Origin of the sequence: Pseudomonas sp. H26/SER47-MNA-CIBAN-0231 (genome assembly GCF_040310465.1) — a bacterium.
Lineage (GTDB): Bacteria > Pseudomonadota > Gammaproteobacteria > Pseudomonadales > Pseudomonadaceae > Aquipseudomonas > Aquipseudomonas atacamensis.
Window position 1 is genome coordinate 143,516 of the sequence record NZ_JBEOPW010000010.1, and the last position, 26,130, is coordinate 169,645.

Annotated in this window: 24 protein-coding genes; 14 read left to right on the plus strand and 10 right to left on the minus strand. The window is 62.0% G+C overall.

All coding sequences use genetic code 11. From position 1 onward, the window contains the following. Positions 1–221: 221 nt before the first annotated feature. The gene (locus tag AAEZ10_RS17000) at positions 222–701 is read right to left on the minus strand and encodes an Lrp/AsnC family transcriptional regulator (RefSeq protein WP_007909658.1); all 480 of its coding nucleotides are present in this window, start codon (positions 699–701) and stop codon (positions 222–224) included. A gap of 450 nt (positions 702–1,151) precedes the next feature. Between AAEZ10_RS17000 and AAEZ10_RS17005 the strand changes: the two genes are divergently transcribed. Next, positions 1,152–2,090 carry a DUF6515 family protein gene (locus AAEZ10_RS17005; RefSeq protein ID WP_350570184.1) on the plus strand — a complete coding sequence of 313 codons (939 nt, stop codon included), beginning with the start codon at positions 1,152–1,154 and terminating at the stop codon, positions 2,088–2,090. Here AAEZ10_RS17005 and AAEZ10_RS17010 read toward each other — a convergent pair. After that, entirely contained in the window at positions 2,084–2,980 is an 897-nt protein-coding gene (locus AAEZ10_RS17010; protein ID WP_350570186.1) for a cation diffusion facilitator family transporter, read from the minus strand. The genes AAEZ10_RS17005 and AAEZ10_RS17010 overlap by 7 nt on opposite strands. Positions 2,981–2,993: 13 nt before the next feature. Next, on the minus strand, positions 2,994–3,413 hold the full coding sequence (gene pmcY, locus AAEZ10_RS17015; protein ID WP_016773056.1) for a periplasmic Zn2+ metallochaperone PmcY: 420 nt from the start codon (positions 3,411–3,413) through the stop codon (positions 2,994–2,996). A 364-nt stretch (positions 3,414–3,777) separates the two neighbouring features. On the opposite strand from pmcY, the gene hrpB reads away from it, so the two are divergent. The 3 genes from hrpB to AAEZ10_RS17030 all read left to right on the plus strand — a co-directional run bounded on the left by hrpB (position 3,778) and on the right by AAEZ10_RS17030 (position 7,439). Further along, positions 3,778–6,297 (plus strand): ATP-dependent helicase HrpB, encoded by a 2,520-nt coding sequence (gene hrpB / locus AAEZ10_RS17020; RefSeq protein ID WP_243241592.1) that lies wholly within the window; start codon positions 3,778–3,780, stop codon positions 6,295–6,297. A gap of 130 nt (positions 6,298–6,427) precedes the next feature. Next, a complete protein-coding gene (locus tag AAEZ10_RS17025; RefSeq protein WP_243241593.1) occupies positions 6,428–7,000 on the plus strand; it encodes a hypothetical protein in 573 nt (190 codons plus the stop codon). A 13-nt stretch (positions 7,001–7,013) separates the two neighbouring features. Further along, the gene (locus AAEZ10_RS17030; protein ID WP_071173678.1) at positions 7,014–7,439 is read left to right on the plus strand and encodes a hypothetical protein; all 426 of its coding nucleotides are present in this window, start codon (positions 7,014–7,016) and stop codon (positions 7,437–7,439) included. 11 nt (positions 7,440–7,450) lie between these two features. Here the strand turns inward: AAEZ10_RS17030 and AAEZ10_RS17035 are convergent, their stop codons facing one another. Together AAEZ10_RS17035 and AAEZ10_RS17040 are read right to left on the minus strand one after the other, a co-directional pair. Further along, positions 7,451–8,530 carry an endonuclease/exonuclease/phosphatase family protein gene (locus AAEZ10_RS17035; protein WP_350570190.1) on the minus strand — a complete coding sequence of 360 codons (1,080 nt, stop codon included), beginning with the start codon at positions 8,528–8,530 and terminating at the stop codon, positions 7,451–7,453. A 75-nt stretch (positions 8,531–8,605) separates the two neighbouring features. Then, positions 8,606–9,280 (minus strand): YciC family protein, encoded by a 675-nt coding sequence (locus AAEZ10_RS17040; RefSeq protein ID WP_016773061.1) that lies wholly within the window; start codon positions 9,278–9,280, stop codon positions 8,606–8,608. Positions 9,281–9,457: 177 nt separating this feature from the next. Here AAEZ10_RS17040 and AAEZ10_RS17045 point away from each other — a divergent pair, with 177 nt between their 5' ends. From AAEZ10_RS17045 to rhlE1, 5 genes are all read left to right on the plus strand, one after another. Continuing rightward, positions 9,458–10,219, plus strand: coding sequence for a DUF2076 domain-containing protein (locus AAEZ10_RS17045; protein WP_350570192.1), 762 nt, complete (start codon positions 9,458–9,460; stop codon positions 10,217–10,219). Between the two features lie 290 nt (positions 10,220–10,509). Next, positions 10,510–10,989, plus strand: coding sequence for a LabA-like NYN domain-containing protein (locus tag AAEZ10_RS17050; RefSeq protein WP_016773064.1), 480 nt, complete (start codon positions 10,510–10,512; stop codon positions 10,987–10,989). A gap of 35 nt (positions 10,990–11,024) precedes the next feature. Continuing rightward, positions 11,025–11,630, plus strand: coding sequence for a 3'-5' exonuclease (locus AAEZ10_RS17055; RefSeq protein WP_024014425.1), 606 nt, complete (start codon positions 11,025–11,027; stop codon positions 11,628–11,630). A 325-nt stretch (positions 11,631–11,955) separates the two neighbouring features. After that, positions 11,956–12,891: a drug/metabolite exporter YedA gene (gene yedA, locus AAEZ10_RS17060; protein ID WP_323167495.1), complete on the plus strand. Its 936-nt coding sequence runs from the start codon at positions 11,956–11,958 to the stop codon at positions 12,889–12,891. A 52-nt stretch (positions 12,892–12,943) separates the two neighbouring features. Then, on the plus strand, positions 12,944–14,284 hold the full coding sequence (gene rhlE1 / locus AAEZ10_RS17065; protein WP_350570195.1) for an RNA helicase RhlE1: 1,341 nt from the start codon (positions 12,944–12,946) through the stop codon (positions 14,282–14,284). A 203-nt stretch (positions 14,285–14,487) separates the two neighbouring features. Here the strand turns inward: rhlE1 and AAEZ10_RS17070 are convergent, their stop codons facing one another. Further along, a complete protein-coding gene (locus tag AAEZ10_RS17070; RefSeq protein WP_350570197.1) occupies positions 14,488–15,729 on the minus strand; it encodes a TIGR03862 family flavoprotein in 1,242 nt (413 codons plus the stop codon). Between the two features lie 293 nt (positions 15,730–16,022). Then, positions 16,023–16,943 carry a histone deacetylase family protein gene (locus AAEZ10_RS17075; protein WP_350570199.1) on the minus strand — a complete coding sequence of 307 codons (921 nt, stop codon included), beginning with the start codon at positions 16,941–16,943 and terminating at the stop codon, positions 16,023–16,025. Between the two features lie 82 nt (positions 16,944–17,025). Here AAEZ10_RS17075 and AAEZ10_RS17080 point away from each other — a divergent pair, with 82 nt between their 5' ends. The 3 genes from AAEZ10_RS17080 (at position 17,026) to AAEZ10_RS17090 (ending at position 19,166) form a co-directional block, all read left to right on the plus strand. Then, the gene (locus tag AAEZ10_RS17080) at positions 17,026–17,595 is read left to right on the plus strand and encodes a GNAT family N-acetyltransferase (protein WP_024014420.1); all 570 of its coding nucleotides are present in this window, start codon (positions 17,026–17,028) and stop codon (positions 17,593–17,595) included. Positions 17,596–17,706: 111 nt separating this feature from the next. Next, positions 17,707–18,576 (plus strand): acyl-CoA thioesterase II, encoded by an 870-nt coding sequence (tesB, locus tag AAEZ10_RS17085; protein ID WP_016773073.1) that lies wholly within the window; start codon positions 17,707–17,709, stop codon positions 18,574–18,576. Continuing rightward, on the plus strand, positions 18,573–19,166 hold the full coding sequence (locus tag AAEZ10_RS17090) for an HAD family hydrolase (RefSeq protein WP_350570202.1): 594 nt from the start codon (positions 18,573–18,575) through the stop codon (positions 19,164–19,166). The genes tesB and AAEZ10_RS17090 overlap by 4 nt, the downstream gene beginning before the upstream one ends. Positions 19,167–19,308: 142 nt before the next feature. On the opposite strand, the gene AAEZ10_RS17095 is transcribed toward AAEZ10_RS17090, so the two are convergent. Further along, positions 19,309–20,262, minus strand: coding sequence for an alpha/beta fold hydrolase (locus tag AAEZ10_RS17095; RefSeq protein WP_350570204.1), 954 nt, complete (start codon positions 20,260–20,262; stop codon positions 19,309–19,311). Next, positions 20,263–21,147 carry a KPN_02809 family neutral zinc metallopeptidase gene (ypfJ, locus tag AAEZ10_RS17100; protein ID WP_350570206.1) on the minus strand — a complete coding sequence of 295 codons (885 nt, stop codon included), beginning with the start codon at positions 21,145–21,147 and terminating at the stop codon, positions 20,263–20,265. A gap of 390 nt (positions 21,148–21,537) precedes the next feature. Between ypfJ and AAEZ10_RS17105 the strand changes: the two genes are divergently transcribed. Next, the gene (locus AAEZ10_RS17105) at positions 21,538–22,416 is read left to right on the plus strand and encodes a DMT family transporter (protein ID WP_350570208.1); all 879 of its coding nucleotides are present in this window, start codon (positions 21,538–21,540) and stop codon (positions 22,414–22,416) included. A gap of 131 nt (positions 22,417–22,547) precedes the next feature. On the opposite strand, the gene AAEZ10_RS17110 is transcribed toward AAEZ10_RS17105, so the two are convergent. Next, a complete protein-coding gene (locus AAEZ10_RS17110; protein WP_024014417.1) occupies positions 22,548–23,885 on the minus strand; it encodes an MFS transporter in 1,338 nt (445 codons plus the stop codon). A 274-nt stretch (positions 23,886–24,159) separates the two neighbouring features. Here AAEZ10_RS17110 and quiC point away from each other — a divergent pair, with 274 nt between their 5' ends. Continuing rightward, positions 24,160–26,061: a 3-dehydroshikimate dehydratase QuiC gene (quiC, locus tag AAEZ10_RS17115; protein WP_350570210.1), complete on the plus strand. Its 1,902-nt coding sequence runs from the start codon at positions 24,160–24,162 to the stop codon at positions 26,059–26,061. The last annotated feature ends 69 nt before the right edge of the window (positions 26,062–26,130 follow it).

The following is a 26,130-nucleotide window of genomic DNA, read 5'->3' on the forward strand; positions in this document are numbered from 1 at the left end:
GGGGTGGCATTGATCTGGGGCTGATCCGCAATTGTTGCCCTCACCCTAACCCTCTCCCGGAGGGAGAGGGGACCGATCGGGGGATGCTGATGAGCTATGTCGACCTGTTCCAGCTGTTGCGAATCCGTAATCGACTCGGGCTTTCAGGTCGATGTATAACGCCTGACCCTGCGGTCGGCTCCCTCTCCCTCCGGGAGAGGGCTGGGGTGAGGGGCTTTTGCTCAGCTACGCAAATGAGTCAGCGGCAGTTCGGTGCTGTTGAGCACCTGATTCAGCACAAAACTCGACCGCACGCTGGTGACCCCTTCAATCCGGGTCAGGTGTCCCAGCAGTAATTTCTGATAGTGATCCATATCCGGCACCACCACTTTCAACTGGTAGTCGGCATCCACTCCGGTCACCAGGCTGCACTCCAGCACTTGCGGCAATGTGCGGATTGCCGCTTCGAAATTCTCGAAGCGTTCCGGCGTGTGCCGGTCCATGCCGATCAGCACATACGCGGTCAGGCTCAAGCCGAGCATCTTGCGATCGAGCAGCGCCACCTGGCGCGAGATATAGCCATCGTCTTCCAGTTGCTTGACCCGGCGCGAGCAAGGCGAGGGCGACAGACCGATGCGTTCGGCCAGTTCCTGGTTGGAGATACGGGCGTCGCGCTGCAATTCCGCCAAAATACTCAGGTCATACCGGTCGAGTTTGCTCATCAATCTGTCCTTGGTCGTAACTATTGCGGCGGATTATCTATCCAGGGTTAAAAATTGCGCAAGCAGTGTTTAATTGAGCAATTTTCGCAATCCTCTGTCGCGGCTTCAGGCCTATTCTTATCACCAGAATCACTGCTCGGTAACACAGTCCACGCGGCCCGCCCAATCAGGCCCGCCGCGGCCGCCACCCCCACCGGGGATGTGCCGGCCCCCGAGCTGCACACTGTCCAGAAGACGGCGTGAGGTGAGCCGACGTCAAAAGCGTCGAGCCAGGACGAAGTTCTCCAGAAGGGAGGCCGACGGGTCTCCCTTTTTTCTTGCCTGCGATTTCATGTTGGCGCCTCAATAAATAAGTCGCGCGACTGATAACCTGTTGCAGAACCCGGTGGGGCTGTTTCGAGTCTCAGCAACAAGCCCTGCCAACGACAGGCTCCCGCAGTGAGGAAAAGCATGAATTCGCGCATCTGGCGTCTGGCCGGTGTTGGTTTGCTGTGTGTGGGTGTCAGTGCGCAAGCGCTGGCCGATGAGCCGCAGAATCGCGGGCCGGGCAACGGGCCGCAGAACGACGGGATTATCCGTGGCGACAACAGCCGTCAGTTCGAGCACAACGGCCAGCCGCATAACAATGACGGTCAATGGCAGAACCGCAACCGTGTCGATGATCGTCCAGAACCGCCTCGCCAGCCGGGCAACAACCTGCCGATCCAGCCGCGACCCGACGCCGTGCACCAGACTCAGGAGCCGCGTCAGGGTTACTACCGCGACGAGCGCCCGCAGAACGGTTACCACAATCAACAGTGGCAGACGCGGCCGCGTCCCGATGACAACCGCTGGCCGGGACGGCCGAACGGTCATGGCAATGGCTGGGGGCCTGGCCCGCAATATCGTCCGGGCCATGTGATCGATCGTTTTCCGGATCGTGATTACCGCGTGCCGTATCGCGGTCAGGATTACTTCTATTCCGGCGGCTACTGGTATCGCCCGCAAGGCCCGCGCTACATCGTCGTGCAGCCACCGCGCGGGATCCGCATCCAGTATTTGCCGGATTACGCCCGTGAAGTGTGGATCGGCGGCTCGCTGCTGTTCCTCGCTGCCGGTTCGTATTACGCCTATCAAGAGGCGACGCAGGATTACGTGGTGGTCGAGCCGCCGCTGCAGCAACTGCCGCAACCGCAAGCTCAGGGCTATGACGTCGAAGCCTACCCGGCCAACGGCCAGTCGCCGCAGCAGGTGCAGCAGGACGGTTACCAGTGCTCGCAGTACGCGGTGCAGCAAAGCGGTTTCGACCCGCGCACCGCGACTTATCAACCCGCGCCCGAGGTGGTTCAGGCCTATCGCCAGGCGCAGGGCAACTGCCTGAGCAGTCGCGGTTACCAAGTCAATTATTGAGTGCGGGCGGCGAGCACCACTTCCTGTGGGTCGGCGTGCACCAGCACCTCGGCCTTCGGATATTCCTTGTGGATCGCCGCCGCCGCTTGATCGCTGATGCCATGGGCGACTGACAGGGTCAGTTCGCCCGGCAGTTCCAAGTGCAATTGCACAAACCAGTGGTTGCCCGAGATCCGCGTGCGCAGGTCGTGCGCGCCGAGCACACCCGGCACGCTGCACGCCAGTTCGAGCATGTGCTGGCTGACATCGGTCGGCAGTTCCTCGTCCATCAACACCGAAAAACTTTCCCGGGCGATCTGGATCGCACTCCAGAAAATGTACACGGCGATTCCCAGCCCGAACCACGCGTCCAGTTGTGCAAAACCCATCCCGGCCAACACCAGCGCGATCAGGATGCTGCCGTTGAGCAGCAGGTCCGAACGGTAATGCAGCGAGTCGGCACGCACGGCGTTGGAGCCGGTCTGCTTGATCACCCGGTGCTGCAACATCAGCAGCGCCGCGGTCAGCAGCAGGGAAAAAACGATCACACCGATGCTCAGCCACGGCGCGCCAAGCGGCTCTGGTTTCTGCAAGCGCTCGTAGGCCTGAAACGCGATCAACACCGCGCTGCCACCAACGAACAACGCCTGGGCCATGCCCGCCAGCGATTCGGCTTTGCCGTGGCCATAACGGTGATCATCATCCGCCGGGCGCAAGGCGTAATGCACTGCCAGCAGATTGAGCATTGAAGTGACGCCATCCAGCGCCGAGTCGGTGAGGCCGGCGAGCATGCTCACCGATCCGCTGAGCCACCAGGCAATCGCCTTGGCGACGATCAGCGTGCACGCGACCGCCACCGAGGCGCGGGTCGCCAGCCGCAGCAGGCGGGCGTGTTCGGGGCTGGAGGTCATTGAGCGTCCTTATTCAAGCAGCGGGTTGCAGGCCGAACATCGCCAGTTGCTGAGTGCTGCCCTTGTGCTGGATCAGGCGCGGATCATCCAGAGGAAAATCTCGGCCCAGCTCGCTCTCGAGAATCGCCTGCAACTTGTGATTGTCGACCTGTCCATCCGGGCCGATGGCTTGCTTGAGCTTGGCCGGATCGATCTGCGCGGTGTGGCCCGGTTCGAAATAGATCGCCCCGGTGGCGAAGTCGACGGCAAACGCGATCAGCCCGGGAATGATGTAGAACAGCAGGCCGACGGCATCGAGCACGGCAATCGCCGGGTCGATCTTGCCGTCGATCTGGCCACGCCGGTCCGGGTAGAAAATCGAACCGCACGCCGACAGTTGCGTGAGCAGAGTGGCAACCAGAACACCGCCGATCAGGCGAGAGGGTAAGCGCATGGAAATGTCTCCTGAGTCATCAAATAACGAAGCTTCGTCTTGTGAAGTTAAGACCCTCACGAACGTCAGACAGTTCGTCGTTATACTCGCGGCGGGCAGGGCGTACCCACAGTAAATTGCGGCCTCGTCTCACCCCTACTGAAATACGTTGAGGATTGAAGTTGTTTTCTCCAGATCGACACCGCGTGAAGGCTGATGAATTCTATCGGGGTTCGGCCCTCCGGGCTAAAGCTGTGAACGCGCCATGCTGCGTTGCGGGACTTGGCAAGGAAACGACCCTTGCCCGCGTCCGGCGCCTTGCCTGGCACGCTCACAGCTTTAACGCGACTCGCAATTTACTGTGGGCACGCCCTGGGGAGCCAGCATGATTTCTTTGCCGATCGACGATGTTTTACCCGCCCTGCGTGAAGCCCTCGCGTCACGCCACGAAGCCGTGCTCGAAGCACCGCCCGGCGCCGGTAAAACCACCCGCGTGCCCTTGGCCTTGCTCAACGAGGCCTGGCTGGCCGGGCAGACCATCGTCATGCTTGAGCCTCGGCGTCTGGCCGCGCGCGCAGCGGCGGAACGTTTGGCTAGCGAGCTCGGCGAGCAGGTCGGTGAAACCGTCGGCTATCGCATCCGCCTCGACAGCAAGGTCGGCCCGAAGACGCGTATCGAGGTGGTCACCGAAGGCATCCTCACCCGGCGCTTGCAGGACGACCCGGCGCTGGACGGCGTGGGCCTGCTGATCTTCGACGAATTTCATGAACGCAGCCTCGACGCCGATCTGGCGCTGGCCCTCAGTCTGAACGGTCGTGAGCTGTTTCGCGCTGAACAGCCGCTGAAGATTCTGCTGATGTCGGCCACCCTCGAAGGCGAGCGTCTGGCCGGGTTGCTCGATGACGCGCCGATCCTGCGCAGCGAAGGGCGCATGTACCCGGTGACGATGCGCTGGGGCCGGCCGTTTCAGCCGGGCGAATACATCGATCAGCGCGTTACCCAAACCGTGCTCGAAGCGCTCCACGACGAGACCGGCAGCCTGCTGGTGTTCCTGCCGGGACAGGCGGAGATCCGTCGCGTACATCAGCAACTGGTCGACGCAATCGGCGAGCGCAAAGACGTTCTGCTGTGCCCGTTGCACGGCGAACTCGACCTCAATGCGCAACGCGCGGCGATTGATCCGGCGCCGCCCGGTCAGCGCAAAGTGGTGCTGGCAACCAACATCGCCGAGACCAGCCTGACCATCAACGGCGTGCGCGTGGTCATCGATGCCGGGCTGGCGCGGGTGCCGCGTTTCGATCCGGGCAGCGGCATGACCCGCCTCGACACCCAACGCATCTCCAAGGCCAGCGCCACCCAGCGTGCCGGCCGCGCCGGGCGACTGGAGCCGGGCGTGTGCTATCGCCTGTGGTCGCAGGATCAGCACGAACAACTGGCAGCCTATGGCAGCGCAGAAATTCTCTCGGCGGATCTGGCCAGCCTCGCTTTGCAACTCGGGCGCTGGGGCGTGACGCCGGGCGAACTGGTCTGGCTCGACATACCGCCCGCCGCCGCGTATGCCCAAGCGCAGGATTTGCTGCAACGCCTCGGCGCCTTGCACGGCGACACGCTGACGGCCCACGGCCAGGCCATGGCCGAACTGCCGGCGCATCCGCGCATCGCGCATTTGCTGTTGCGCGGTCAGGCGCTGGGGCTGGCGGCAATGGCCTGCGATGTGGCGGCGCTGCTCGGCGAGCGCGATATCCTGCGCGGCGCTGGTGCGGATCTGCACAGCCGATTGGTTCTGCTTTCCGGCGAAGAACGTGCCGGTCGTGGCGCGCAGGGCGGGGTGCAACGCGCCCGGCAATTGGCCCGGCAGTATCGCGGTTACCTGCGTGGCAAGCCGAGCGAACCGGTAAACGATCCCGAGCATCCGCGCTGGCTCGGCGCGTTGCTGGCGCTGGCCTACCCGGATCGCGTCGCCCAGCAACGGCGTGCCGGCGGTGCTGAATATCGTTTGGCCAACGGTCGCGCCGCGCTGTTCGCTGAGGCCGACAGCCTGATGAAGCACGAGTGGATTGTCATCGCCGACCTCGGCAGCCGTCAGGGCCAGCGCGAAGAACGCATCTATCTGGCGGCGGATTTCGATCCGGCGCTGTTCGATTCGGTGCTCGCCGAGCAAGTGCGCAGCGTCGATCAACTCGACTGGGACGAGCGCGAAGGCGTGCTGCGCGCCGAGCGCCAGCGCAGGGTCGGCGAGCTGATTCTCAGCCGCGAACCTTTGATCGGTCTGGATGAAAGCGCGCGCAGTCAGGCGCTGGTCAATCTGGTGCGGCGCAAGGGGCTGGAGTTGTTGCCGTGGACGCCGGAACTGCGCCAGTGGCAGGCGCGGGTGGCGCTGTTGCGTCAGCTCGATCTGAGCACCCAAGACGACAGCCAATGGCCGGATGTCAGCGATGCGGCATTGTTGAATACCCTGGAAGACTGGCTGATGCCGTATCTGGGCAAGGTCTCGCGGCTGAGTCATTTCGCCAACCTCGACCTGTCGAGCATCGTGCGTAATCTGCTGCCGTGGCCGCTGCCACAGAAACTCGACGAACTGGCGCCGCATCATTTGAGCGTGCCGTCGGGTTCATCGATTCGTCTGGATTACAACGAACATCCACCGATTCTCGCGGTGCGTTTGCAAGAGCTGTTTGGTCTGGCCGATACGCCACGGATCGCCGGCGGCCGGCAAGTGGTCAAGCTGCACCTGCTGTCTCCAGCGCGGCGGCCGGTGCAGGTCACGCAGGACCTGGCCAACTTCTGGCGCAGCACCTATGCCGAGGTGAAGAAGGATCTCAAGGGGCGCTATCCGAAGCACTATTGGCCGGACGATCCCTTGGTCGCCGAAGCCACGGCGCGGGCGAAACCACGCGGCACCTGACCCGCAATGGCTGCGCGCCATTAGCCCATCCGTGCTAATTGCCCTTGGTTGTTCAGGCTCGCAAAATCGCCGCCTGAACAATAACCAGCCTTGTTGCCTGGCAACTTGCGCCCAAGGAACGGAACTGCCCATGACCTCTTTCTTCAAGCTGAAGAAGTTGATCTTCTTGTCGGCTGCGCTATTGGCCGCCTCCAGTTCGGCCATGGCCGAAGAGCCCAATCCGATTGGCGACTGGTGGATTATCTACGGCAACGGCGTGCCCCAGAAAAACATCATGTACGTCGCCGATGCGACATCGGTGGTGCCTTCGCAGAAAACCAAAGGCGCGACCATGGTCGCAGTGACGCTGGTGTATGAAGAGCCCGGCAAACCGATGATCGACGTCTACAACCTCGAAGCTCAGTGCGCCTCGGGCAAGGTACGTTTTATCAATGGCCAGTCCATCGAGCGCCTCGCCTACACCATGCGTCATCTGAAAGTTGCCAACCAATGGCAGACCCCGAAAGAGTTCTGGGTCCAGCAAGCGCTGAAGTTTGCCTGCGCCCCTGGCAGTCGCGCGAAAAACGACATGGCCGCCGTGGGCAAGATGGAATACCTGCAGATGATCGAGATGCTGCAGCAGATGTTTTTCAGGCTCGCGCCGATCCAGCAAAAGAGCCAGATGATGGACAACATCGACAGCCTGCTCGAACTGAAGAAATAAGCCGAGGCATCCAATGACTTACACACGTTTATGGCTGGCAACCCTGCTGGCAGGATTGCTCTTGAGCGGCTGTTCCACTATCGCGCAGAGCCGCTGGGAAGGTCGCGATCTCCAGGAAGCACTGGACCTGTTCGGCACGCCCGACGCGATGGCAAAGGAAACCGGCCCGAACGGCGAACCCTTGGCCGTACTGACCTGGCACAAGTCCGCGAGCTGGACCTCCACCGAAGCGGCCGGCACTTCGATGACCCATACCGGCAATGGCATGGTGTACACCGAGCACTACCAACAGGTCGGCCACAGTTCTACCTGCAAGTTGCAGGCGAAGATCAATCAACAGAAGAAGATCGCCCAGTTCCTGATCGAAGACGGGCGAATACTGCACGGTAAGTGCGCCAATGTCCGCTATGTTCCGGGCTACGTTCCGCCCGGTTTATAAGGGCAAAACGCTTATGGCGCAGCGGGTAGCAAGAAGCGCGCAATCACCGGCATGTGGTCGGAAATGCGCAAGGTATCGTCCTGCCGCACCTGCGCTTGCACGCGTTTGAGCTTCGGGCTGTAGAACAGATAATCGACCGTGCGATCCGGGCCGTTGAGGCCGGGGTCGTTGGGGTAATGGGTCAGCCATTTGGCCCGATCGATACCGCCGGCCTCGTTGTTGGTCGGGATCATCGGGTACTTGTCCCACAGCAGATGCAGTTCGCTGTCGGCAGAGTAGGGCGTGCGGCGCTCGACCGGCAGGCGTCGATACTGGCCCAGCGGCAGCAGATTGAAATCGCCACCGATCAGCCACGGCAGGCCTTGGCTTTCATATTTGTCGAGGATTTTGGCCACGGCAGCCACTTGCGCCTGCACGTTGCCGTCCGCGTGGCTGGCGCGCTGCAAGTGGGTGTTGAACACGGTCAGTTGTCCGCCATCGCTGAGCGGCAGTTTGACTGCGAGCAAAGCGTCTTTGGGCTGGAACTGGCGGCTGATGAAGTTGCTCGGGGCGACGGGCAGTTGCAGGCGTTCGGCGTGTTCGATGCGATAGCGGCTCAGCGTGGCCAACTGGCGGCCGACGCTGCCGTAGATGTGGGGCTCAGGGACGAAATCGGCTTTCCAGTCGAAGGCGCTGGCACTGCACGGATACAGGTCGGCGACGCGTTCCTGCAACAGCTTGAGCTGATTCTGGTAGTCACTGGCCTTGGCGCCGTCGTCGAGCTCCTGCAACAGCACCACATCGGGTTGTTCGTCACGGATCACGCGCGCCACTTCGTCGAGGCTGAAGGCCATGTCTTCGGCGGTCGGCGCTTCGTCGTCGCCCTGAGCCAGGTCATTCCAGAATACGTAGCGCTTGCCGGCGAGGAACTGCACGTTCCAGGTCATGACTTTCAGTGCTTGCCCCGGCACCAGCGTCGGCGCGGTAGTGCTGCAACTGACCGGCAGGGTTTCGCGGGCATCGGGGCGCCAGGTCAGGCTGAACAGCAGCACACCGAACAGGACGGCGGCGAGGATGACGAGGAGCAGGGTGTAGCGCAGCAGACGGGTCATGGCTCGGCTTATAGCGTTACAGAAAGTGGCCCCGAGCATACCTGACGGCAGCGGCGAAGCCCAAGCACGGCGCGGTCAGACTGCGCCGTTACGTTTGTCAGGCAATTCGCTGATCAGCATGAACAGGCGGAACAGCACCACACTGGTGAACAGTTGCAGAAAGCTGTGAGCGCTGTCGATCAGCCCGGCAATCAGCGGATTCTGCGGTTCGGGGTACACCGCCAGCGTCGCGCCCTTGAGCAGCCACAACGGGGTCATCACGCAGAGAATGCACAGCAGGATGCGCCAGAAGTGCCCACGGGTCAGGCGCAGACTTTCCTTCATCGCCTGCAACGGCCCGAGGCCGCGCAGCACCAGCAGGTATTCGGCGAAGGCAAGCATGACCATCAGCATCAGCCCCGGCAGGAAGTACAACGACAGGCCGAGCAGAATCAGCAAGGTATTGAGCGCGGTCAGCACCGCGAAGCGCGGCCACAGGGTGGCGGCCATCGCCAGCAGGTCGCGGTTGCGCGGCGACTCGCCACGGCTGCGTGCATCGAGAAACAGGATCAGCGCGGCGGTGTACAGCGGATACACCAGCAGGCCGACGATGATGCTGACGCCGGCGAAGGTGTCCGGCCCGGTGGCGTGATCGACCGCCTGCTGCAAGAAGGCTTCGACAATCACCAGCGGCAGGCACAACTGCACGATGCTGCCCAGATGGCGTTTGAAAAAATACAAAGAGTCGCGCAGTACTTCGAGGGCATTCATCAGTCGGTATCGCAGGTCGAAAACAGTGGCTCACTTTAACCGATGCAACGCGGGCCGACACAAACGTAAACATTCGGTAAAGGCCATTGAAACGTTTTGTCACTGTCTCCATTACAGGAGAGCACCGCGCCCAGAGTGGGCGCGGGCACGTTATTACCGGCAATCTACGAGGTCGCCATGAACAGCGAAGAGCAAACCCTGATCGATGGACTGTTTTCCCAGCTGCAACAGGCCGAAACGGAGGCAGCCCCGCGCGACGCCCAGGCCGAGGCGCGGATCAAGGAACACCTGACGCGCCAACCGGCGGCAGGTTATTTCATGACCCAGGCGATTCTGGTGCAAGAGGCCGCGCTGAAAAGCCTCGATGAGCAGAACAAGCAACTGACCCAGCAAGTCCAGCGTCTGCAGGCCGAGCTGCAATCGGCCAAGGCCCAAGGCGGCGCACCGGCATCCAGCGGTGGCGGCGGTTTCCTGTCGAGCATTTTTGGCGGCGGCAATTCACGTCCGGCGCCGAGCCAGAGCGCCGCACCGTCGTCCACCGGCGGCTGGCGTGAACCGGCGCCGCAGCAGAGCTATCAGACTCCGGCACCGCAACAGAACTTCGGCGCAGCGCCGCCCAACTATGCGCAGCAGGCAGCCCCGGCGGCGGGCAACAGCTTCCTCGGCGGCGCGCTGAAAACCGCCGCAGGCGTGGCCGGCGGTGTGATGCTGGCGCAGGGCATCAGCAGCCTGTTCCACCACAATCAGCAACCGGAAGAAATCGTCGAGGTCATCAAGGAAGAACCGGCGCAGGTCGCCGACCAGAGCAACAACGGCTGGGGCGATGATCAGCGCGTGGCGGACAACGGCTTCTCGGGCAATGACCAGGGCGGTTTCAGCGACGCCGATTACAGCAGCGACAATTCGTCGTTCTTCGATGACGACGACTCCTTTGTCTGACATCGCCTTTGAAGGCTGGCATAGACACTGAAGGCTGACATAGACACTGTGGTGAGGGGATTCATCCCCGCTGGGCTGCGCAGCAGTCCTCGCTTTAATCAGGAAAAGCGGGGCTGCTCCGCAGCCCAGCGGGGATAAATCCCCTCACCACAACACCGTTTGTCAGGGACACCTCGGCGCCAGCTGGTGATTATTCGCTGAATCTTTCTCTTGGCTGGCATACTGAGCGCCTTTTTCAGGCCTGATCGCCTGACCCCGCTTCGTGCGCTTGCGCGCCCACAGGAACTCCGGTGAAAAAAATCGCAGTGTTCGCCGATGTGCAGAACCTCTACTACACCGTGCGTCAGGCCTATGGTTGCCACTTCAACTACGCCGCATTGTGGGCGGACATCAGCAAGAACGGGCAGATCGTCGAGGCCTATGCCTACGCCATCGACCGTGGCGACAGCAAGCAGCAACAGTTTCAGCAGATCCTGCGCAACCTCGGTTTCACCGTGAAGCTCAAGCCCTACATCCAGCGCAGCGACGGCTCGGCCAAGGGCGACTGGGACGTGGGCATTACCCTGGACATCATGGACGCCGCCGACCATGTCGACGAAGTGGTGCTGGCCTCCGGTGACGGCGATTTCGACATGTTGCTCGAACGCATCATCAACAAGCACGGCGTGCAAGCGGTGGCCTACGGCGTCCCTGGCCTGACCGCCAACTCGCTGATCCGCGCCGCCAGCCGTTACGTGCCGATCGAAGGCGCGCTGCTGTTAAAGAATTAAGCTCAAGAACTGATCTGTACGGAGTTGAACCCGGTTTGGAACGCATTGCAGTCATCGACTTTGAAACCACCGGCCTGTCGCCGAACAGCAGCTGCCGTGCCACGGAAATCGCCGTGGTCATGCTGGAAAACGGCCGCATTGTCGAGCGTTACCAGAGCCTGATGAACGCCGGCGTGCGCGTCCCCGCGTTCATCGAGCAACTGACCGGCATCAGCAACGCCATGCTGCGCACCGCGCCGCCGGCCGAGCGGGTGATGGAAGAGGTCAACGAGTTCGTCGGTTGTACGCCGCTGTTGGCGCACAACGCCTCGTTCGACCAGAAGTTCTGGGATTTCGAACTGGGGCGGATCAAACGCACACGCCTGCAGAATTTTGCCTGTTCACTGCTGCTGGCGCGGCGCCTGATGCCGGCGGCGCCGAATCACAAGCTCGGCACGCTCACCACTTTCGCGCAGTTGCCGCATACCGGCCAGGCTCACCGGGCCATGGCCGACGCCGAGATGGCGGCCAATCTGATGGCGCATCTGGCGCAAGAGTTGCGCGGCAAGCACGGGGTGCGCGAGTTGAATCACGACCTGTTGTGCAAGTTGCAGAAAGTCCCTGCGGCGAAAGTCGGCGAGCATTTGCAGCGTTATCGCTGATTCCAGGCACTCCGACTGATCATTCCCACGCTCTGCGTGGGAATGAAGCCCGGGACGCTCCGCGTCACTTTCAAAGCCGAACGCAGAGCGTCCGTTGAGGCATTCCCACGCAGAGCGTGGGAACGATCCATGCGGTGTGTCATTCAACGCAACTGTGACTGATACACCGCTTTCGCGAGCAGGCTCGCTCCCACAAGGACTTTGTCGGTCTCAGTTGCTTTCATGCAAAAGTGTACCGGCGCGAAAAACAGGTTTTGTAACTTATTTTTGCGCGGCGGGCTTTCTAGAATGACCGGTCCACAGAAATCTGACTGTCGAGCTGCCCATGCCTGCCTTGCGCCGTTTTTCCCTGCCGTTGATCGCTGCGTTTTTTGCGTTGTACGTGATCTGGGGGTCGACCTATCTGGTGATCCGCATCGGCGTCGAATATTGGCCGCCGCTGTTGCTGGCCGGGGTGCGCTTTGTCATTGCCGGCAGCTTGATGTACGCCTGGCTGCGCTGGCGCGGTGCTCCTGCGCCGACCTGGGCGCAGTGGAAAGCGGCGGGGCTGGTCGGCATTCTGCTGCTCAGTTTTGGTAATGGCGCTGTGAGCGTGGCGGAGCACACTGGGGTGGCTTCAGGTGTTGCTGCGTTGGCGGTGGCGACGGTGCCACTGTTCACCTTGTTGTTCGGCTACTTCTGGGGCGCGCGCAATACCCGTCTTGAATGGGCCGGGGTCGTGCTGGGGATTATTGGCATCGCCATGCTCAATATGGGTTCCAACCTGCAATCGAGCCCGCTCGGCGCGATGTTGCTGATCTTCGCGGCGGCGAGCTGGGCGTTCGGTTCGGTATGGAGCAAGCATCTGCCGCTGCCAGCAGGGGCGATGGCCAGTGCGGTGGAAATGCTCGTCGGCGGCGTGGTCTTGCTGATCGGCAGTGCGCTGAGTGGCGAGCACCTGCAAGCCATGCCGCCGCTCGAAGGGTGGCTGGCGCTGGCCTATCTGATTTTCTTTGGCTCGATCATCGCCTTCAATTCCTACATGTATCTGCTCAAACACGTGCGCCCGGCGGCAGCGACCAGTTATGCCTACGTCAACCCGGCGGTGGCGGTGTTGCTCGGCGTGGTGTTTGTCGGCGAGACCATCGGTATCGAAGAAGCGCTGGCGATGCTGGTGATCATCAGCGCCGTGCTGCTGATCAGCCTGCCGCAGTGGCGTCGACCTGCGCAGCCACCCTTGGAAGAGGCGAAAGCCGTTCCGACGGAAGCGCGTACGAATTAGGGTAAACTGCGCGGCATTGCATCCCCGCGTCATTTTTTCCTACGGTACTCCCATGACTTTCGCCTCCCTTGGCCTGATCGAACCCTTGCTGCGCTCCCTCGAGACGCTCGGCTACCAGACCCCGACGCCGGTGCAGGCGCAAGCCATTCCGGCGGTGCTGGCCGGTCGCGACCTGATGGCAGCGGCCCAGACCGGCACCGGTAAAACTGCCGGTTTCGCCTTGCCGCTGTTGCAGTTGCTGGCCATGGAAGGGCCGAAAGTCACCGCCAACTCGGCGCGTGCGCTGATTCTGGTGCCGACCCGCGAGCTGGCGGAGCAGGTCCATGAAGCCGTACGCCAATACGCCGAGAACCTGCCGCTGCGCACATATGCGGTGTACGGCGGTGTCAGCATCAACCCGCAGATGATGAAGCTGCGCGGCGGCGTCGATGTGCTGGTCGCCACGCCCGGTCGCTTGATCGACCTGTTCCGCCAGAACGCGCTGAAGCTCAATCAGCTGCAAACGCTGGTGCTGGATGAAGCCGACCGGATGCTCGACCTGGGCTTCTCCGAAGAACTGGCAAACATTTACCGCATGCTGCCGAAAAAGCGCCAGACCCTGCTGTTCTCCGCGACCTTCTCCGATGACCTCCGCCTGCTTGCCGGGCAGATGCTCAATGATCCGCTGAGTGTCGAAGTCAGCCCGCGCAACGTCGCCGCCAACACGGTCAAGCAGTGGATCGTCACCGTGGACAAGAAGCGCAAGGCTGAACTGTTCGTGCACCTGATGCGCAAGAACAAGTGGAAGCAGGTGCTGGTGTTCGCCAAGACCCGCAACGGCGTCGATGCGCTGGTGGAAAAACTTCAGGGCCTCGGTGTGAATGCTGACGGCATCCATGGCGACAAACCGCAGGCTACGCGCCAGCGCGCGCTGGACCGGTTCAAGCTCAGCGAAGTGCAGATTCTGGTGGCGACCGACGTTGCCGCCCGTGGTCTGGACATCGAAGATCTGCCGCTGGTGGTCAACTTCGATCTGCCGATCGTCGCCGAGGATTACATTCACCGCATCGGCCGCACTGGCCGCGCAGGTGCCACCGGTGAGGCGATCTCGCTGGTGTGTGCCGATGAAGTGAACATGCTTTCGGCCATCGAAATGCTGACTCGGCAGAACCTGAAGCGCCAGAACGAACCGGATTTCGAACCCGAGCACCGCGTGCCGGACACCGACGCCAGCGGTCAGGTGATCAAGAAGCCGAAAAAACCGAAGAAGCCGAAAGCGTCGGGCGGTGGCGGTGGTAAACGCAATCTGGGCAAGTGGGTCGACAGCGGCGAGGCCTCGGCGCCGGAGCCATCGATCAAGCCAGTGCGCAAAGTGCCGGTGTTCAATACTGGACCGCGCAAGCGCAAGCCTTGAGATCAAAGATCAAAAGCCCCTCACCCTAACCCTCTCCCGGAGGGAGAGGGGACTGATTGGGGGATGCTTGTGAGTTACGCCGACCTGATATATCAGATGTGAATGCATAATCGACACGATCGCTCAGGTCGATGCATGACGCCAGACACCTCGGTCGGCTCCCTCTCCTTGGGGAGAGGGCTGGGGTGAGGGGCAGGGGCGACTCAGTTCCCGCGCCGTAACCATTCCAACATCCCAAACCCCGCCGCGCGCCCGCTGGCGAAACACCCGGTCAGCAAATAGCCTCCGGTCGGCGCTTCCCAGTCGAGCATCTCGCCCGCACAAAACACCCCCGGCAACGCCTTGAGCATCAAACGCTCATCCATCGCCTCGAACCGCACGCCACCGGCGCTGCTGATCGCTTCATCCAGCGGACGGGTTTTCACCAGTGTCAGCGGCAACGCTTTGATCGCTCGCGCCAACAGCAATGGATCAGCGAACGTTTCGGCATCGGTCAGCTCGCGCAACAACGCCGCTTTCACTCCATCAATCCCCACCTGACTGTGCAGATGCTTGGCCATCGAGCGCGAGCCGCGTGGTTTGCTCAGCGCCGCCTGCAATTTATCCACAGGCCGGCCGGGCAGCAGGTCGATGTGGATAACCGCTGCGCCATAGCGATTGATTTCCTCGCGTATCGGCGCCGACAGCGCATAGATCAGGCTGCCTTCAATGCCAGTCGCGGTGATCACGCATTCGCCCAAGCGCGGGATGTCGTCGTTCAAACCGATGGCAATGTTTTTCAGCGGCGCGCCGGCGAATTTGCTCACCATCAGCTCGCTCCAGGCTTGCACCTCGAAGCCGCAATTGCTTGGCTGCAACGGCGCCAGATCCACGCCGCGCTGCTCCAGCGGCAACATCCACGCGCCATCCGAGCCCAGGCGCGACCAACTGCCGCCGCCGAGGGCGAGCAGGGTGGCGTCGGGGTTTACGCTGATTTCGCCTTGCGGACTGGCGATGCGCATTGCGCCATTTGCGTGCCAGCCGAGCCAGCGATGGCGGGTGTGGATAACCACGCCGCTGTCGCGCAGGCGCTTGAGCCAGGCGCGCAACAGTGGGGCGGCTTTCATGTCGGTGGGAAATACGCGGCCGGAGCTGCCGATGAAGGTTTCGATGCCCAGATCGTGAATCCACTGGCACAAGGCATCGGCACCGAATCCGCGCAGCAGCGGGGCGATTTGCGGTGCGCGCTCAGCGTAGCGGGAGAGGAATGCCGGGTAGGCTTCGGAATGGGTGATGTTCATGCCGCCGACCCCGGCCAGCAGGAACTTGCGCCCGACCGAGGGCATGCCGTCGTACACGTCGACGCGGATTCCGGCCTGGCTCAGCACTTCGGCGGCCATCAGGCCGGCGGGGCCACCGCCGATGATGGCGACGTGGGTGTTGGCGGGGGCGGAATTCTGGGTCATGGGCGTGCGCTGCGGTATGGCGGGACAAGGCGCGCATTCTAACAGCGCTGGACCCTGTGGGAGACACCATGTGGGAGCGAGCCTGCTCGCGAACGCGGTCTGTCAGTCAATTAGATGTTGTGGGTGCTAAAGCTTTCGCGAGCAGGCTCGCTCCCACCGGGGCTGCGGTGTATTTCGAGGCTGGTTAAAAAATAAACAGTGCGCTGGGCGCCTTGGCCAGCATGGCCTGCAGTCCCTTTCACTCAGGTTATCCACAGGCAGTTCCACAGCGATTGTGGGTAACGCAGCACGGTTCAATGACAGCCGTGTGAATCCCAGACCCGTTGCGCGCTGTGATGGAGGATGCCGTGGCGGCGGGCGAGGGCGTGGCGATCCTTGCTGTAGCCGCCGCCGATCACCCCGACCACCGGAATGTCGCGGCCCAGGCAGTGGCGCATCACCCGTTCATCGCGCTCGGCCACCCCGGCGTCGGTCAGTTGCAGATAACCGAGGGCATCGTCCTTGTGCACATCGACGCCAGCGTCGTAGAGCACCAGATCCGGTTGATACAGCGGCAGCAGGTAGTTGAGCGTGTCATCGACCACCTGCAGATAATCGGCATCGCCCATGCCTTTGGGCAGCGGAATGTCCCAGTCACTTTCGGCTTTGCGCGCAGGAAAATTCTTCTCGCAGTGCAGGGAAACGGTAATCGCCTCCGGCGTGTCATGCAGAATTCGCGCGGTGCCGTCGCCCTGATGCACGTCGCAATCGAAAATCAGTACGCGATCGACCCGGCCGCTCCGCAACAGGTACTGGCTGATAATCGCCAGGTCATTGAAGATGCAGAAGCCGGCGGGGTAATCGTAGTGAGCGTGATGAGTGCCGCCGGCCAGGTGACAGGCCAGGCCATGCTCAAGGGCTTTCTCTGCCGCCAGGATCGAGCCGCCCACCGCGCGCACGGTGCGTCGCGCCAGCGCCTCGTTCCAGGGCAGGCCGAGGCGCCGTTGGTCTTCGCGGGACAACTCGCCGCTCATGTAGCGTTCGATATAGCTGCGGTCATGGGCGAGGGCGAGGATGTCGTTGGGACAGATCTGCGGGCGCAGCAGGTCGGCGTCGCGGGTCAGGCCGCTGTCGACCAGGTGATCGCGCAGCAGCCGGAACTTGTCCATGGGAAAGCGGTGATCCGCGGGAAACTCGGGGCTGTAGTCTTCGTGATAGATCAACGGCAAGGGCATGGCTTGTTTCGCGCAGAACCAGGGAAAGAATGAACGATCCTACCAGCGATGTAGACTCAACGGCATGGAAATGGAGGGGACGATGGAGCCGATACTGGAGCTGCAAAGCGCGCGGTTGTTGATGCGTCAGTGGCAGGACGAGGATTTGCCGGCATTCGCCGCGATGTGCGCCGATCCACAGGTGATGCGCTACTTTCCAGCGCCGTTGACCCGGCTCGAAAGTGCCGCGCTGATCGGTCGCGTGCGCGGGCATTTTGCCGAGCATGGCTTTGGCCTGTGGGCGCTGGAGCGCAAGGACACGGGCGAGTTCATCGGTTTCACCGGGTTGGGCGTGGTCGGCTTCGATGCGCCGTTTACCCCGGCGGTGGAGATCGGCTGGCGTCTGGCCAAGGAACACTGGGGCCTGGGTTACGCCAGTGAAGCGGCGTGGACCGCACTGCGCGCTGGCTTCGACCAGTTGAAACTGGAGGAAATCGTCTCGTTTACCGCCGGGCAGAACGCGCAGTCGGAGAAGGTCATGCAGGCGATCGGCATGCATCACGATCCGCAGGATGATTTCGATCACCCCAAGCTTGCGCTCGATCACCCGTTGCGCCGCCATGTTCTGTATCGCATCAGCCGCGAACAATGGCTGCAAACCTTGCATGAATAAGCCGACACGGACGTTTACAATGGCCGCCATCGTATTTGGCCCGTGCCAGAACCTGAATCGTCCGCCGCAGCCAAGACTGCGCGGCCATTGCTTTGTGTGAGGAGAGTCTGAATGAGCCAAGTGCTGGAAGATCTGGTCGATCTGCTGACCCTGGAACCGATCGAAGAAAACCTGTTCCGTGGTCGCAGCCAGGATCTGGGGTTCCGCCAGTTGTTCGGCGGTCAGGTGCTCGGCCAGTCGCTGTCGGCGGCCAGTCAGACGGTGGAAGAGGCGCGCCATGTGCACTCGCTGCACGGTTATTTCCTGCGCCCGGGCGATGCCAAGTTGCCGGTGGTCTATTCGGTTGATCGCGTCCGTGATGGCGGCAGCTTCAGCACTCGCCGCGTGACGGCGATCCAGAAGGGCCACCCGATCTTCACGTGCAGCGCTTCGTTCCAGTACGACGAAAAAGGCTTCGAGCATCAGGGCCAGATGCCGGCGGTGGTCGGCCCGGAAAACCTGCCCTCGGAGCTGGAACTGATCCAGCAGCGTGCGCACCTGATTCCCGAGCACATGCGTGAAAAACTGCTGTGCCCGAAACCGATCGAAGTACGCCCGGTCACCGAAAAGGATCCGTACAACCCGCAACCGGCCGATCCGATCAAATATGTGTGGTTCCGCGCCGATGGCGCCCTGGCCGACATTCCTGCGCTGCACAAATACCTGCTGGCGTACGCCTCGGATTTCGGCCTGCTGACCACTTCGATGCTGCCCCACGGCAAGTCGGTCTGGCAGAAAGACATGCAGGTCGCCAGCCTCGATCACGCGCTGTGGTTCCACAACGACCTGCGCGCCGATGACTGGTTGCTCTACGCGATGGACAGCCCGTGGGCCGGCAACTCCCGTGGTTTTTCCCGTGGCAGCGTGTTCAACCGGGCCGGGCAACTGGTCGCTTCGGTGACTCAGGAAGGCCTGATCCGCCATCGCAAGGACTGGGCATGAGCCTGACCGAGGTTCGTCATTGGGTGTTCGACATGGACGGCACGCTGACTGTCGCCGTGCATGATTTCGCGGCGATTCGTGTGGCAATGGCGATTCCACCCGAGGACGACATCCTCACCCATCTCGCCGCATTGCCAGCGGATGAAGCGGCGGCCAAGCATGCCTGGTTGCTCGAGCATGAACGCGATCTGGCGTTGGGCTCAACCCCGGCCACCGGCGCGGTGGAGCTGGTGCGCGACCTGCATGCGCGCGGTTATCGCCTCGGCATTCTCACGCGCAATGCGCGGGAGCTGGCGCACGTGACGCTGGAGGCGATCGGCCTGGCTGACTGCTTCGCGGTCGAGGATGTGCTGGGTCGCGACGAAGCACCGCCGAAGCCGCATCCCGGCGGTTTGCTGAAACTGGCCGAGGCCTGGCAAGTGCCGGCCAGTGACATGGTGATGGTTGGCGATTACCGCTTTGATCTGGATTGCGGCCGAGCAGCGGGGGCGCGGACGGTGTTGGTGAACCTGCCGGATAACCCGTGGCCGGAGTTGACCGATTGGCATGCGAAGGATTGTGTTGAGTTGCGGCGGATGCTGTTTGCCTGACATCTTCGTCGCCTGAGCCGGCCCCTTCGCGAGCAAGCTCGCTCCCACATTGGATCTTCAGTGCACACATATTTTGTGCATGTCATAGAGCTATGTGGGAGCGAGCCTGCTCGCGAAGGGGCCGGTGGATTCAGCAAAAAACCTACTGATCAAACAACGCCTTCTGCCCCTCCGCGGACGTCAGCATGCCATCCCCGTCATGCCCGACCCCGGGCACTTCAATCAGCCGCTGATTGACCCCCTCAGGATGCCGGCGCAGCAAATAACCGAAATACAGCTTCCCGCGCATCAAGCGGTAAGCCCCTTGCGCCTCGGCCGCGCAGCTCTTGTCCAGCGCTGGATGTTCCGGGTCGACGTCCTGCTGCCCGAGCAGATAAATCACCTCGCGTTTGACGTAAGCGCTCTCGACCTGCAACGGCGTTTGCCCGCCGGCATACACCGGCATGTCCGCCAGACCGTACTTCCAGCGGTTGAAACCAGGACATTGCGCGTGATCGAACGCCACTGGCCGCTGCTCGTTGAAATATGCATAGGACGAAGGATTGGCCACCACATAGCGCAAGCGAATGCCGTTGGCCTTGAGCGCCGGCTGATCCTTGGCCAGCAGGGCGTAACGCTGCACCACCTGGCCCCCGCCGGAGTGGCCGAAGATCACGATCTGCTTCACGTCCGGAAACTGTTTGCGGTCGCTGAGCCGCGCGACGATTTCGTCCAGCGCCGCGTAGGAACTCAGCGGATTCGGCCCGGTGGACAAGCCGCCGCCCATCCACTCGTTGCCCTGCCAGCGCAGCACCGTCGGCGGCAAGGAATACAGGGTGACGTCGCTTTCATTGAGAAACTGCGGAGCGATCACCAGCGTGTGCGCGGTCTGCCCGGCGAGTTCGGCGGCGCTTTCCGCGCTTTTGCGATAGGTCTCGGCGTTGCGCAGGCGACCGTGAATGACGATCAGCACCCGCTCGATCTTTTCCGGTGCCGGGCCGATGCCCACTGCCATTTCCCCGGCCTTGAGTTGCAGGCGACCGGGGCTGATCGCATCGACGCCGGTCGCTTGCGCGGTGCCGACGATGAACAGTAACGCCACAAGCCATTTATGCATTTACAGGGTTTTCGCCGCGAAGGTGTCGCACTGGCTTACCTGGCCTTGCGCGAATCCGGTTTTGAACCAGCGCACCCTTTGCGCTGACGTACCGTGGGTAAACGAGTCCGGCACCACACGGCCCTGACCCTGTTGCTGCAAGCGATCATCGCCGATGGCGTTGGCGGCGTTCAAGGCTTCTTCGATGTCGCCCGGTTCCAGCCAGTTCAGGCGTTTCTGCGCGTTATACGCCCAGACGCCAGCGAGACAGTCGGCCTGCAATTCCTGACGAACCAGCAAGCCGCCGTCGCCCTCCATCTGCCGGCCTTGCTGACGCGCAGCCTGCATCTTCGCCGAGACGCCCAGCAGCGTCTGCACATGGTGGCCGACTTCGTGCGCAATCACGTAAGCCTGAGCGAAATCGCCAGCGGCTTTGAAGCGCTGCGACATTTCCTGAAAGAAGGCCATGTCCAGATAGATCTTCTGGTCGGCCGGGCAGTAGAACGGGCCGGTGGCAGAAGTGGCCATGCCGCACGCGGAGTTCACCCGATTGCTGAACAGCACCAGTGTCGGGTCTTTGTATTGGCGTCCGGCCTGCTGGAAGATCGGACCCCAGGTGTCTTCGGTGTCGCCGAGGATCGAGCGGACGAATTCGGCCTGTTCATCATTGGCCGGTGGCGCCTGACGGGTTTGCGAGGAGGGCGCCGGTTGCTCCATCTGCCCGGTCAACTGGCCGAGGATCTGCATCGGGTCCTGGCCGGTGAGCCAGCCGATGCCGACAATCAGCACGATGGCCGTCAGGCTCAGGCCCTTGCCGCCACCGAAGCGCATGCCGCCGCCACCGCCGGCATCATCACCCCGGGCGTCGACGACGTTGTCACTGCGTCGGCCTTTTTTCCATAGCATGTGGGAATCCTCTTTTATTGCCGGTGATGAATCTGCTGGTGATGAGTGTTGCCGCTGTGTGAGTGTGGCGCCAGTCCGGTCGTCCGTCCATGCACACGCGCCCACATGGTGCGGGCCTGGTATTGACGGTCGAGCGGGCCGTGAATTCAATCCCGAGTGGAATTTCTTCCGTCTAATTCATGAACCCGCTGTTTCGACGGCAGTCTGTGATGTTGCACACTGGCCGGGCGCCGAAGTGGCGGGAATCTTGCCTCAAGGTTTTGCCTGGCGGCGGTTTCCCGGCGAAGAAGAGTGCAACCTGTGCGGTTGCTGAAAGCTCGGCCGACTATGATTGCCACAACGATTGCCGCCAGCGCGAACGCTCGCCCGGATTTTTTTCAGAGATTGCCAATGACCGTCAGCACCCCGCTCTCCGGTGTCAACCAGCCCTTCAAGGGGATCTTGCTGATTGTCGTGGCGACGTTCCTGTTTTCCAGTCACGACGCGTTGTCGAAATACCTCTCCGGTTTTTATCCGATCGTGATGGTGGTGTGGGCGCGCTATGTGGTGCACACCTTGTTGATGGCAGGGATTTTCCTGCCGCAGTCCGGTTTGCGCGTGCTGCGCACCAAGAAGCCGTTATGGCAGCTCGCCCGTGCCCTGTGCCTGCTCGGCACCAGCCTGTTTTTCACCACGGCGCTGCGGTACATCCCGCTGGCGGAAGCCACGGCGGTCAACTTTCTCGCACCGGTATTGGTCACGGCATTGTCGGTGCCGTTGCTCAAGGAACGGGTGACGCGCGGGCAGTGGATCGCGGTGATCTGCGGCTTCATCGGCGTGCTGATCATCGTCCACCCGGGCGGCGACCTGTTCACCCCGGCGATCCTGCTGCCGTTCTGCTCGGCGCTGTTCTTCTGCTTCTACCAATTGCTGACGCGCAAGCTCGCCGAAGTGGACAGCCCGACCACCAGCAACTTCTTTGCCGGCCTGTGCAATACCCTGGTGATGAGCGCGCTGGTGCCGTTCTTCTGGCAGGTGCCGACGTGGACTCACGCCGCGCTGATGCTCGCGCTGGGCAGTTGCGGGATGACGGCGCATCTGTTCCTGACCCAGGCCTTCCGTCACGCCGCACCGGCATTGCTGGCGCCGTTCGGCTATTGCCAGATCGTCTTTGCCGGGTTGTTGGGCTGGCTGCTGTTCAATCACACCCCGAGCGGGTTGACGGTGATCGGTATTGCGGTGATCTGTTGCAGCGGATTGGCGGCAGCGTGGCAGCAGAGCCGGCGCTGAAGAGCGGATCCCGGTTCAACTTGTGGGAGCGAGCCTGCTCGCGAAAGCGGTGTGTCAGTCGCCATATTCGGTGGCTGACGTGACGCCTTCGCGAGCAGGCTCGCTCCCACGATTGGATGTATGCAGGCAGGTTATTCGGTAACGGTCGGAATCTTGCGCGGTGCCATGAAGTACATCCACGTCAGTGCGAGGAAGTACATCGCCGGGATCAGCGTGAACAGCACCGTGTAGTTGTTGTTGGTGACGGTGAGGATGTGGCCGACGATCTGGGTCATGAACATCCCGCCGATCGCTGCGCACATGCCGCCGAAGCCGAACACCGTGCTCATCATGTGCTTGGGCGTGTAGTCCATCACCAGGCTCCAGATGTTCGCAGTCCAGGCCTGATGCGCGCCGATCGCCAGCGAGATCGCCGCCACCGCCACCCACAGATTCGCCGAGCCGGCAGCCATGACCACGCCGATGATGCAGCAGGCAAACAGCAACATCGACAGCAGCCGCGCCTTGATCGAGTTCATGCCGCGACCGATCAGGAACGAGGACAGAATCCCGCCGCCGACACTGCCGAAGTCAGCCGTGACGTAGATGATGATCAGCGGAATACCCATCTGCGTCACGTTGATGCCGAGGTTGTATTGCTGATTGAGAAACGGCGGCAGCCAGTACAGATAGAACCAGAACACCGGCGCGGTCAGCGAGTAGGCGAGGGCGAAGGCCCAGGTGCCGCGCATGCGCAGGATCTTGCTGAACGGCACGCGGGCCTGTTCCGGTTCGACTTGCTGCTGGATGTAATCGAGTTCCGACTGTTTCACCGTCGGGTGATCTTCCGGATTGAAGTATTTCAGGCCCCAGAACAGCAGCCAGATGCCGCCGAGTGCCGCCATGCACAGGAACGCCGCTTGCCAGCCCCACACATGCAGGACCAGTGGCAGCAGCATCGGCGTGAACATCGCGCCGACGTTGGTGCCGGCGTTGAAAATGCCGGTAGCGACTGCACGTTCACCGGCCGGGAACCACAGACGCGTGGTTTTCACACAGGCCGGATAGTTGGCCGCTTCCGTCAGGCCGAGGATGAAGCGGCAGACCATGAAGCCGACTGCCGAGGTCGCCAGGCCATGGGCGCCGGTGGCCAGGCTCCAGAGCAGTACGGCGCAGAAGAACACGCGCTTGACGCCGACCCGGTCGATCAAACGTCCCTGCAGGACAAACCCGATCGCGTAGCCGACCTGAAACCAGAAGTTGATGTTGGCGTAATCCATCGCCGTCCAGCTCATTTCCTTGGCGAGGATCGGCTGCATGACGCCGAGGGCGGCGCGGTCGATGTAGTTGAGGGTGGTGGCAAAAAACACCAGCGCCAGCATGCCCCAGCGGGTCTTGCCGACGGCCATGGCGCCGCGGATCTTGTCGCCAATGCCACCCGTGGCAGTGCTCATGGCCGGAGCCATGCGGGAAGTCTGTGAAGGAATCATGTGTTCCACCCGTTTTTGGATTTGTTATTTGGTGTTCTTTTCTGTCGAACACCTTGCCCGGTGGTTAGTGGCCGGACTCGATGTGCAACCGATGTTGGGCAGTGAACAAAAAATCGTCAATTCGCCAAATCGCCTTAGTGTTCGATAATCGCACGCAAAACTAACCGGGTAGTACACTTTAAATTGCTGCGCGCAGGGATGCAGCCAATAATTTGCTCATCCTATAAAAGCGGCGCGGCTCACGCAGCCGCCGTCTCCAAACGGGAGTTGAAACATGCAGCGTTCCATTGCCACCGTTTCCTTGAGCGGCACCCTGCCGGAAAAACTCGAAGCCATTGCCGCCGCCGGGTTCGACGGCGTGGAGATTTTCGAAAACGACCTCCTGTACTACGACGGCAGTCCCCGGGAAATTAAACAGATGTGCGCCGATCTGGGGATCGCCATCACCCTGTTTCAGCCGTTCCGTGACTTCGAAGGCTGCCGCCGCGATCGCCTGGCGCGCAACCTCGAGCGTGCCGAGCGCAAGTTCGATCTGATGCAGGAACTTGGCACCGACCTGGTGCTGGTCTGCAGCAACGCCTCGCCGGACAGTGTCGGCGATCAACAAATCCTCGTCGATGATTTGCGCCTGTTGGCCGAACGCGCCGGCGCCCGTGGCTTGCGCATCGGTTACGAAGCGCTGGCGTGGGGCCGTCACGTCAATACTTATCAACAGGTCTGGGACATCGTCCGTCAGGCTAATCACCCCAACCTCGGCGTGCTGCTCGACAGCTTTCACACCCTGTCGCTGAAGGGCGATCCCAGCGCGATCGCCGACATTCCCGGCGACAAGATCTTCTTCGTGCAAATGGCCGACGCGCCGATCCTGGCCATGGATGTGCTGGAGTGGAGCCGGCATTTCCGTTGTTTCCCGGGGCAGGGCGAATTCGATCTGCCGGGTTTCCTCGCACCGATCATCAAGAGTGGCTATACCGGGCCGTTGTCGCTGGAAATCTTCAACGACGGCTTCCGCGCCGCGCCCCCGCGAGCCAACGCCGCCGACGGATTGCGCTCGCTGCTGTATCTGGAAGAGAAGACCCGTCAGCGTCTCGAGCAGGAAGCGCCGCCGGTGGCCAACCGTGAAATTCTTTTCGAAACGCCGTCCGCCAGCGAATACAACGGCGTGGAATTTCTCGAATTTGCCGTCGATGAAGCGCTGGGCGCTAAGCTCAGTCACTGGCTGCAACGCCTCGGTTTCGCCAAGGCCGGGCAGCATCGCTCCAAGAGCGTCAGCCTGCTGCGTCAGGGCGATATCAACCTGATTCTCAACTCCGAGCCGTATTCGTTCGCCCACAGCTTTTTCGAAGCCCACGGCCCGTCGCTGTGCGCCACGGCGGTGCGGGTCAAGGACAGCGCCAGTGCACTGGCCCGGGCGGTCGCTTACAAGGGGCAGCCCTATCGCGGCCTGGTCGGGCCGAATGAACTGGAACTAGCGGCGGTGCGCGCACCGGACGGCAGCCTGATTTATCTGGTCGATGCGGACGCTGACGTGTACGGCACCGATTTCAATTTGTTGCCCGACGCGCAGACCGGCGGCGGCCTCAAGCGTATCGATCACATGGCCATGGCGCTGCCGGCCGACAGCCTCGACAGTTGGGTGCTGTTCTACAAAAGCCTGCTGGATTTCGAAGCCGACGATGAAGTAGTGCTGCCCGATCCGTACGGTCTGGTGAAGAGCCGCGCACTGCGCAGTCGCGACAGCTCGATCCGGCTGCCGCTGAACATCTCCGAGAACCGCAACACCGCCATTTCGCATGCGCTATCGAGTTATCGCGGCTCCGGCGTGCATCACATCGCTTTCGATTGTGACGACATTTTCGCCCAGGTCAGTCGCGCCAAGGAGGCCGGTGTGCCGCTGCTGGACATCCCGCTGAACTATTACGACGACCTCGCCGCGCGTTTCGATTTCGACGATGAATTCCTCAGCGAACTGGCCTATTACAACGTGCTCTACGACCGTGATGCCCAGGGCGGCGAGTTGTTTCATGTCTACACCGAGCCGTTCGAGGGGCGGTTCTTCTTCGAGATCATCCAGCGCAAGAATGGCTATGCCGGCTACGGCGCGGCCAACGTTGCGGTGCGGCTGGCGGCGATGGCCAAATCGCGCAGCGGTGCGGTGCGTCAGGCGAAGTTGTAGGGAATTCGTAAACGCGGGATCAAACACCGGCTGCGCGGCTTCCTTCACTGTCCCGCGCGGCCCATAATC

Excerpts from the sequence above, each read along its gene's own strand:
- AAEZ10_RS17110 (WP_024014417.1), bottom strand. The coding sequence starts at position 23,885 with ATGATTCCTTCACAGACTTCCCGCATGGCTCCGGCCATGAGCACTGCC.
- AAEZ10_RS17075 (WP_350570199.1), bottom strand. The coding sequence starts at position 16,943 with ATGCCCTTGCCGTTGATCTATCACGAAGACTACAGCCCCGAGTTTCCC.
- ypfJ (WP_350570206.1), bottom strand. The coding sequence starts at position 21,147 with ATGCTATGGAAAAAAGGCCGACGCAGTGACAACGTCGTCGACGCCCGG.
- AAEZ10_RS17035 (WP_350570190.1), bottom strand. The coding sequence starts at position 8,530 with ATGACCCGTCTGCTGCGCTACACCCTGCTCCTCGTCATCCTCGCCGCC.
- hrpB (WP_243241592.1), top strand. The coding sequence starts at position 3,778 with ATGATTTCTTTGCCGATCGACGATGTTTTACCCGCCCTGCGTGAAGCC.
- AAEZ10_RS17010 (WP_350570186.1), bottom strand. The coding sequence starts at position 2,980 with ATGACCTCCAGCCCCGAACACGCCCGCCTGCTGCGGCTGGCGACCCGC.
- AAEZ10_RS17025 (WP_243241593.1), top strand. The coding sequence starts at position 6,428 with ATGACCTCTTTCTTCAAGCTGAAGAAGTTGATCTTCTTGTCGGCTGCG.
- pmcY (WP_016773056.1), bottom strand. The coding sequence starts at position 3,413 with ATGCGCTTACCCTCTCGCCTGATCGGCGGTGTTCTGGTTGCCACTCTG.
- quiC (WP_350570210.1), top strand. The coding sequence starts at position 24,160 with ATGCAGCGTTCCATTGCCACCGTTTCCTTGAGCGGCACCCTGCCGGAA.
- AAEZ10_RS17030 (WP_071173678.1), top strand. The coding sequence starts at position 7,014 with ATGACTTACACACGTTTATGGCTGGCAACCCTGCTGGCAGGATTGCTC.
- AAEZ10_RS17045 (WP_350570192.1), top strand. The coding sequence starts at position 9,458 with ATGAACAGCGAAGAGCAAACCCTGATCGATGGACTGTTTTCCCAGCTG.
- AAEZ10_RS17090 (WP_350570202.1), top strand. The coding sequence starts at position 18,573 with ATGAGCCTGACCGAGGTTCGTCATTGGGTGTTCGACATGGACGGCACG.
- AAEZ10_RS17005 (WP_350570184.1), top strand. The coding sequence starts at position 1,152 with ATGAATTCGCGCATCTGGCGTCTGGCCGGTGTTGGTTTGCTGTGTGTG.
- AAEZ10_RS17105 (WP_350570208.1), top strand. The coding sequence starts at position 21,538 with ATGACCGTCAGCACCCCGCTCTCCGGTGTCAACCAGCCCTTCAAGGGG.
- AAEZ10_RS17040 (WP_016773061.1), bottom strand. The coding sequence starts at position 9,280 with ATGAATGCCCTCGAAGTACTGCGCGACTCTTTGTATTTTTTCAAACGC.
- rhlE1 (WP_350570195.1), top strand. The coding sequence starts at position 12,944 with ATGACTTTCGCCTCCCTTGGCCTGATCGAACCCTTGCTGCGCTCCCTC.
- AAEZ10_RS17095 (WP_350570204.1), bottom strand. The coding sequence starts at position 20,262 with ATGCATAAATGGCTTGTGGCGTTACTGTTCATCGTCGGCACCGCGCAA.
- AAEZ10_RS17000 (WP_007909658.1), bottom strand. The coding sequence starts at position 701 with ATGAGCAAACTCGACCGGTATGACCTGAGTATTTTGGCGGAATTGCAG.
- AAEZ10_RS17070 (WP_350570197.1), bottom strand. The coding sequence starts at position 15,729 with ATGACCCAGAATTCCGCCCCCGCCAACACCCACGTCGCCATCATCGGC.
- AAEZ10_RS17080 (WP_024014420.1), top strand. The coding sequence starts at position 17,026 with ATGGAGCCGATACTGGAGCTGCAAAGCGCGCGGTTGTTGATGCGTCAG.
- yedA (WP_323167495.1), top strand. The coding sequence starts at position 11,956 with ATGCCTGCCTTGCGCCGTTTTTCCCTGCCGTTGATCGCTGCGTTTTTT.
- tesB (WP_016773073.1), top strand. The coding sequence starts at position 17,707 with ATGAGCCAAGTGCTGGAAGATCTGGTCGATCTGCTGACCCTGGAACCG.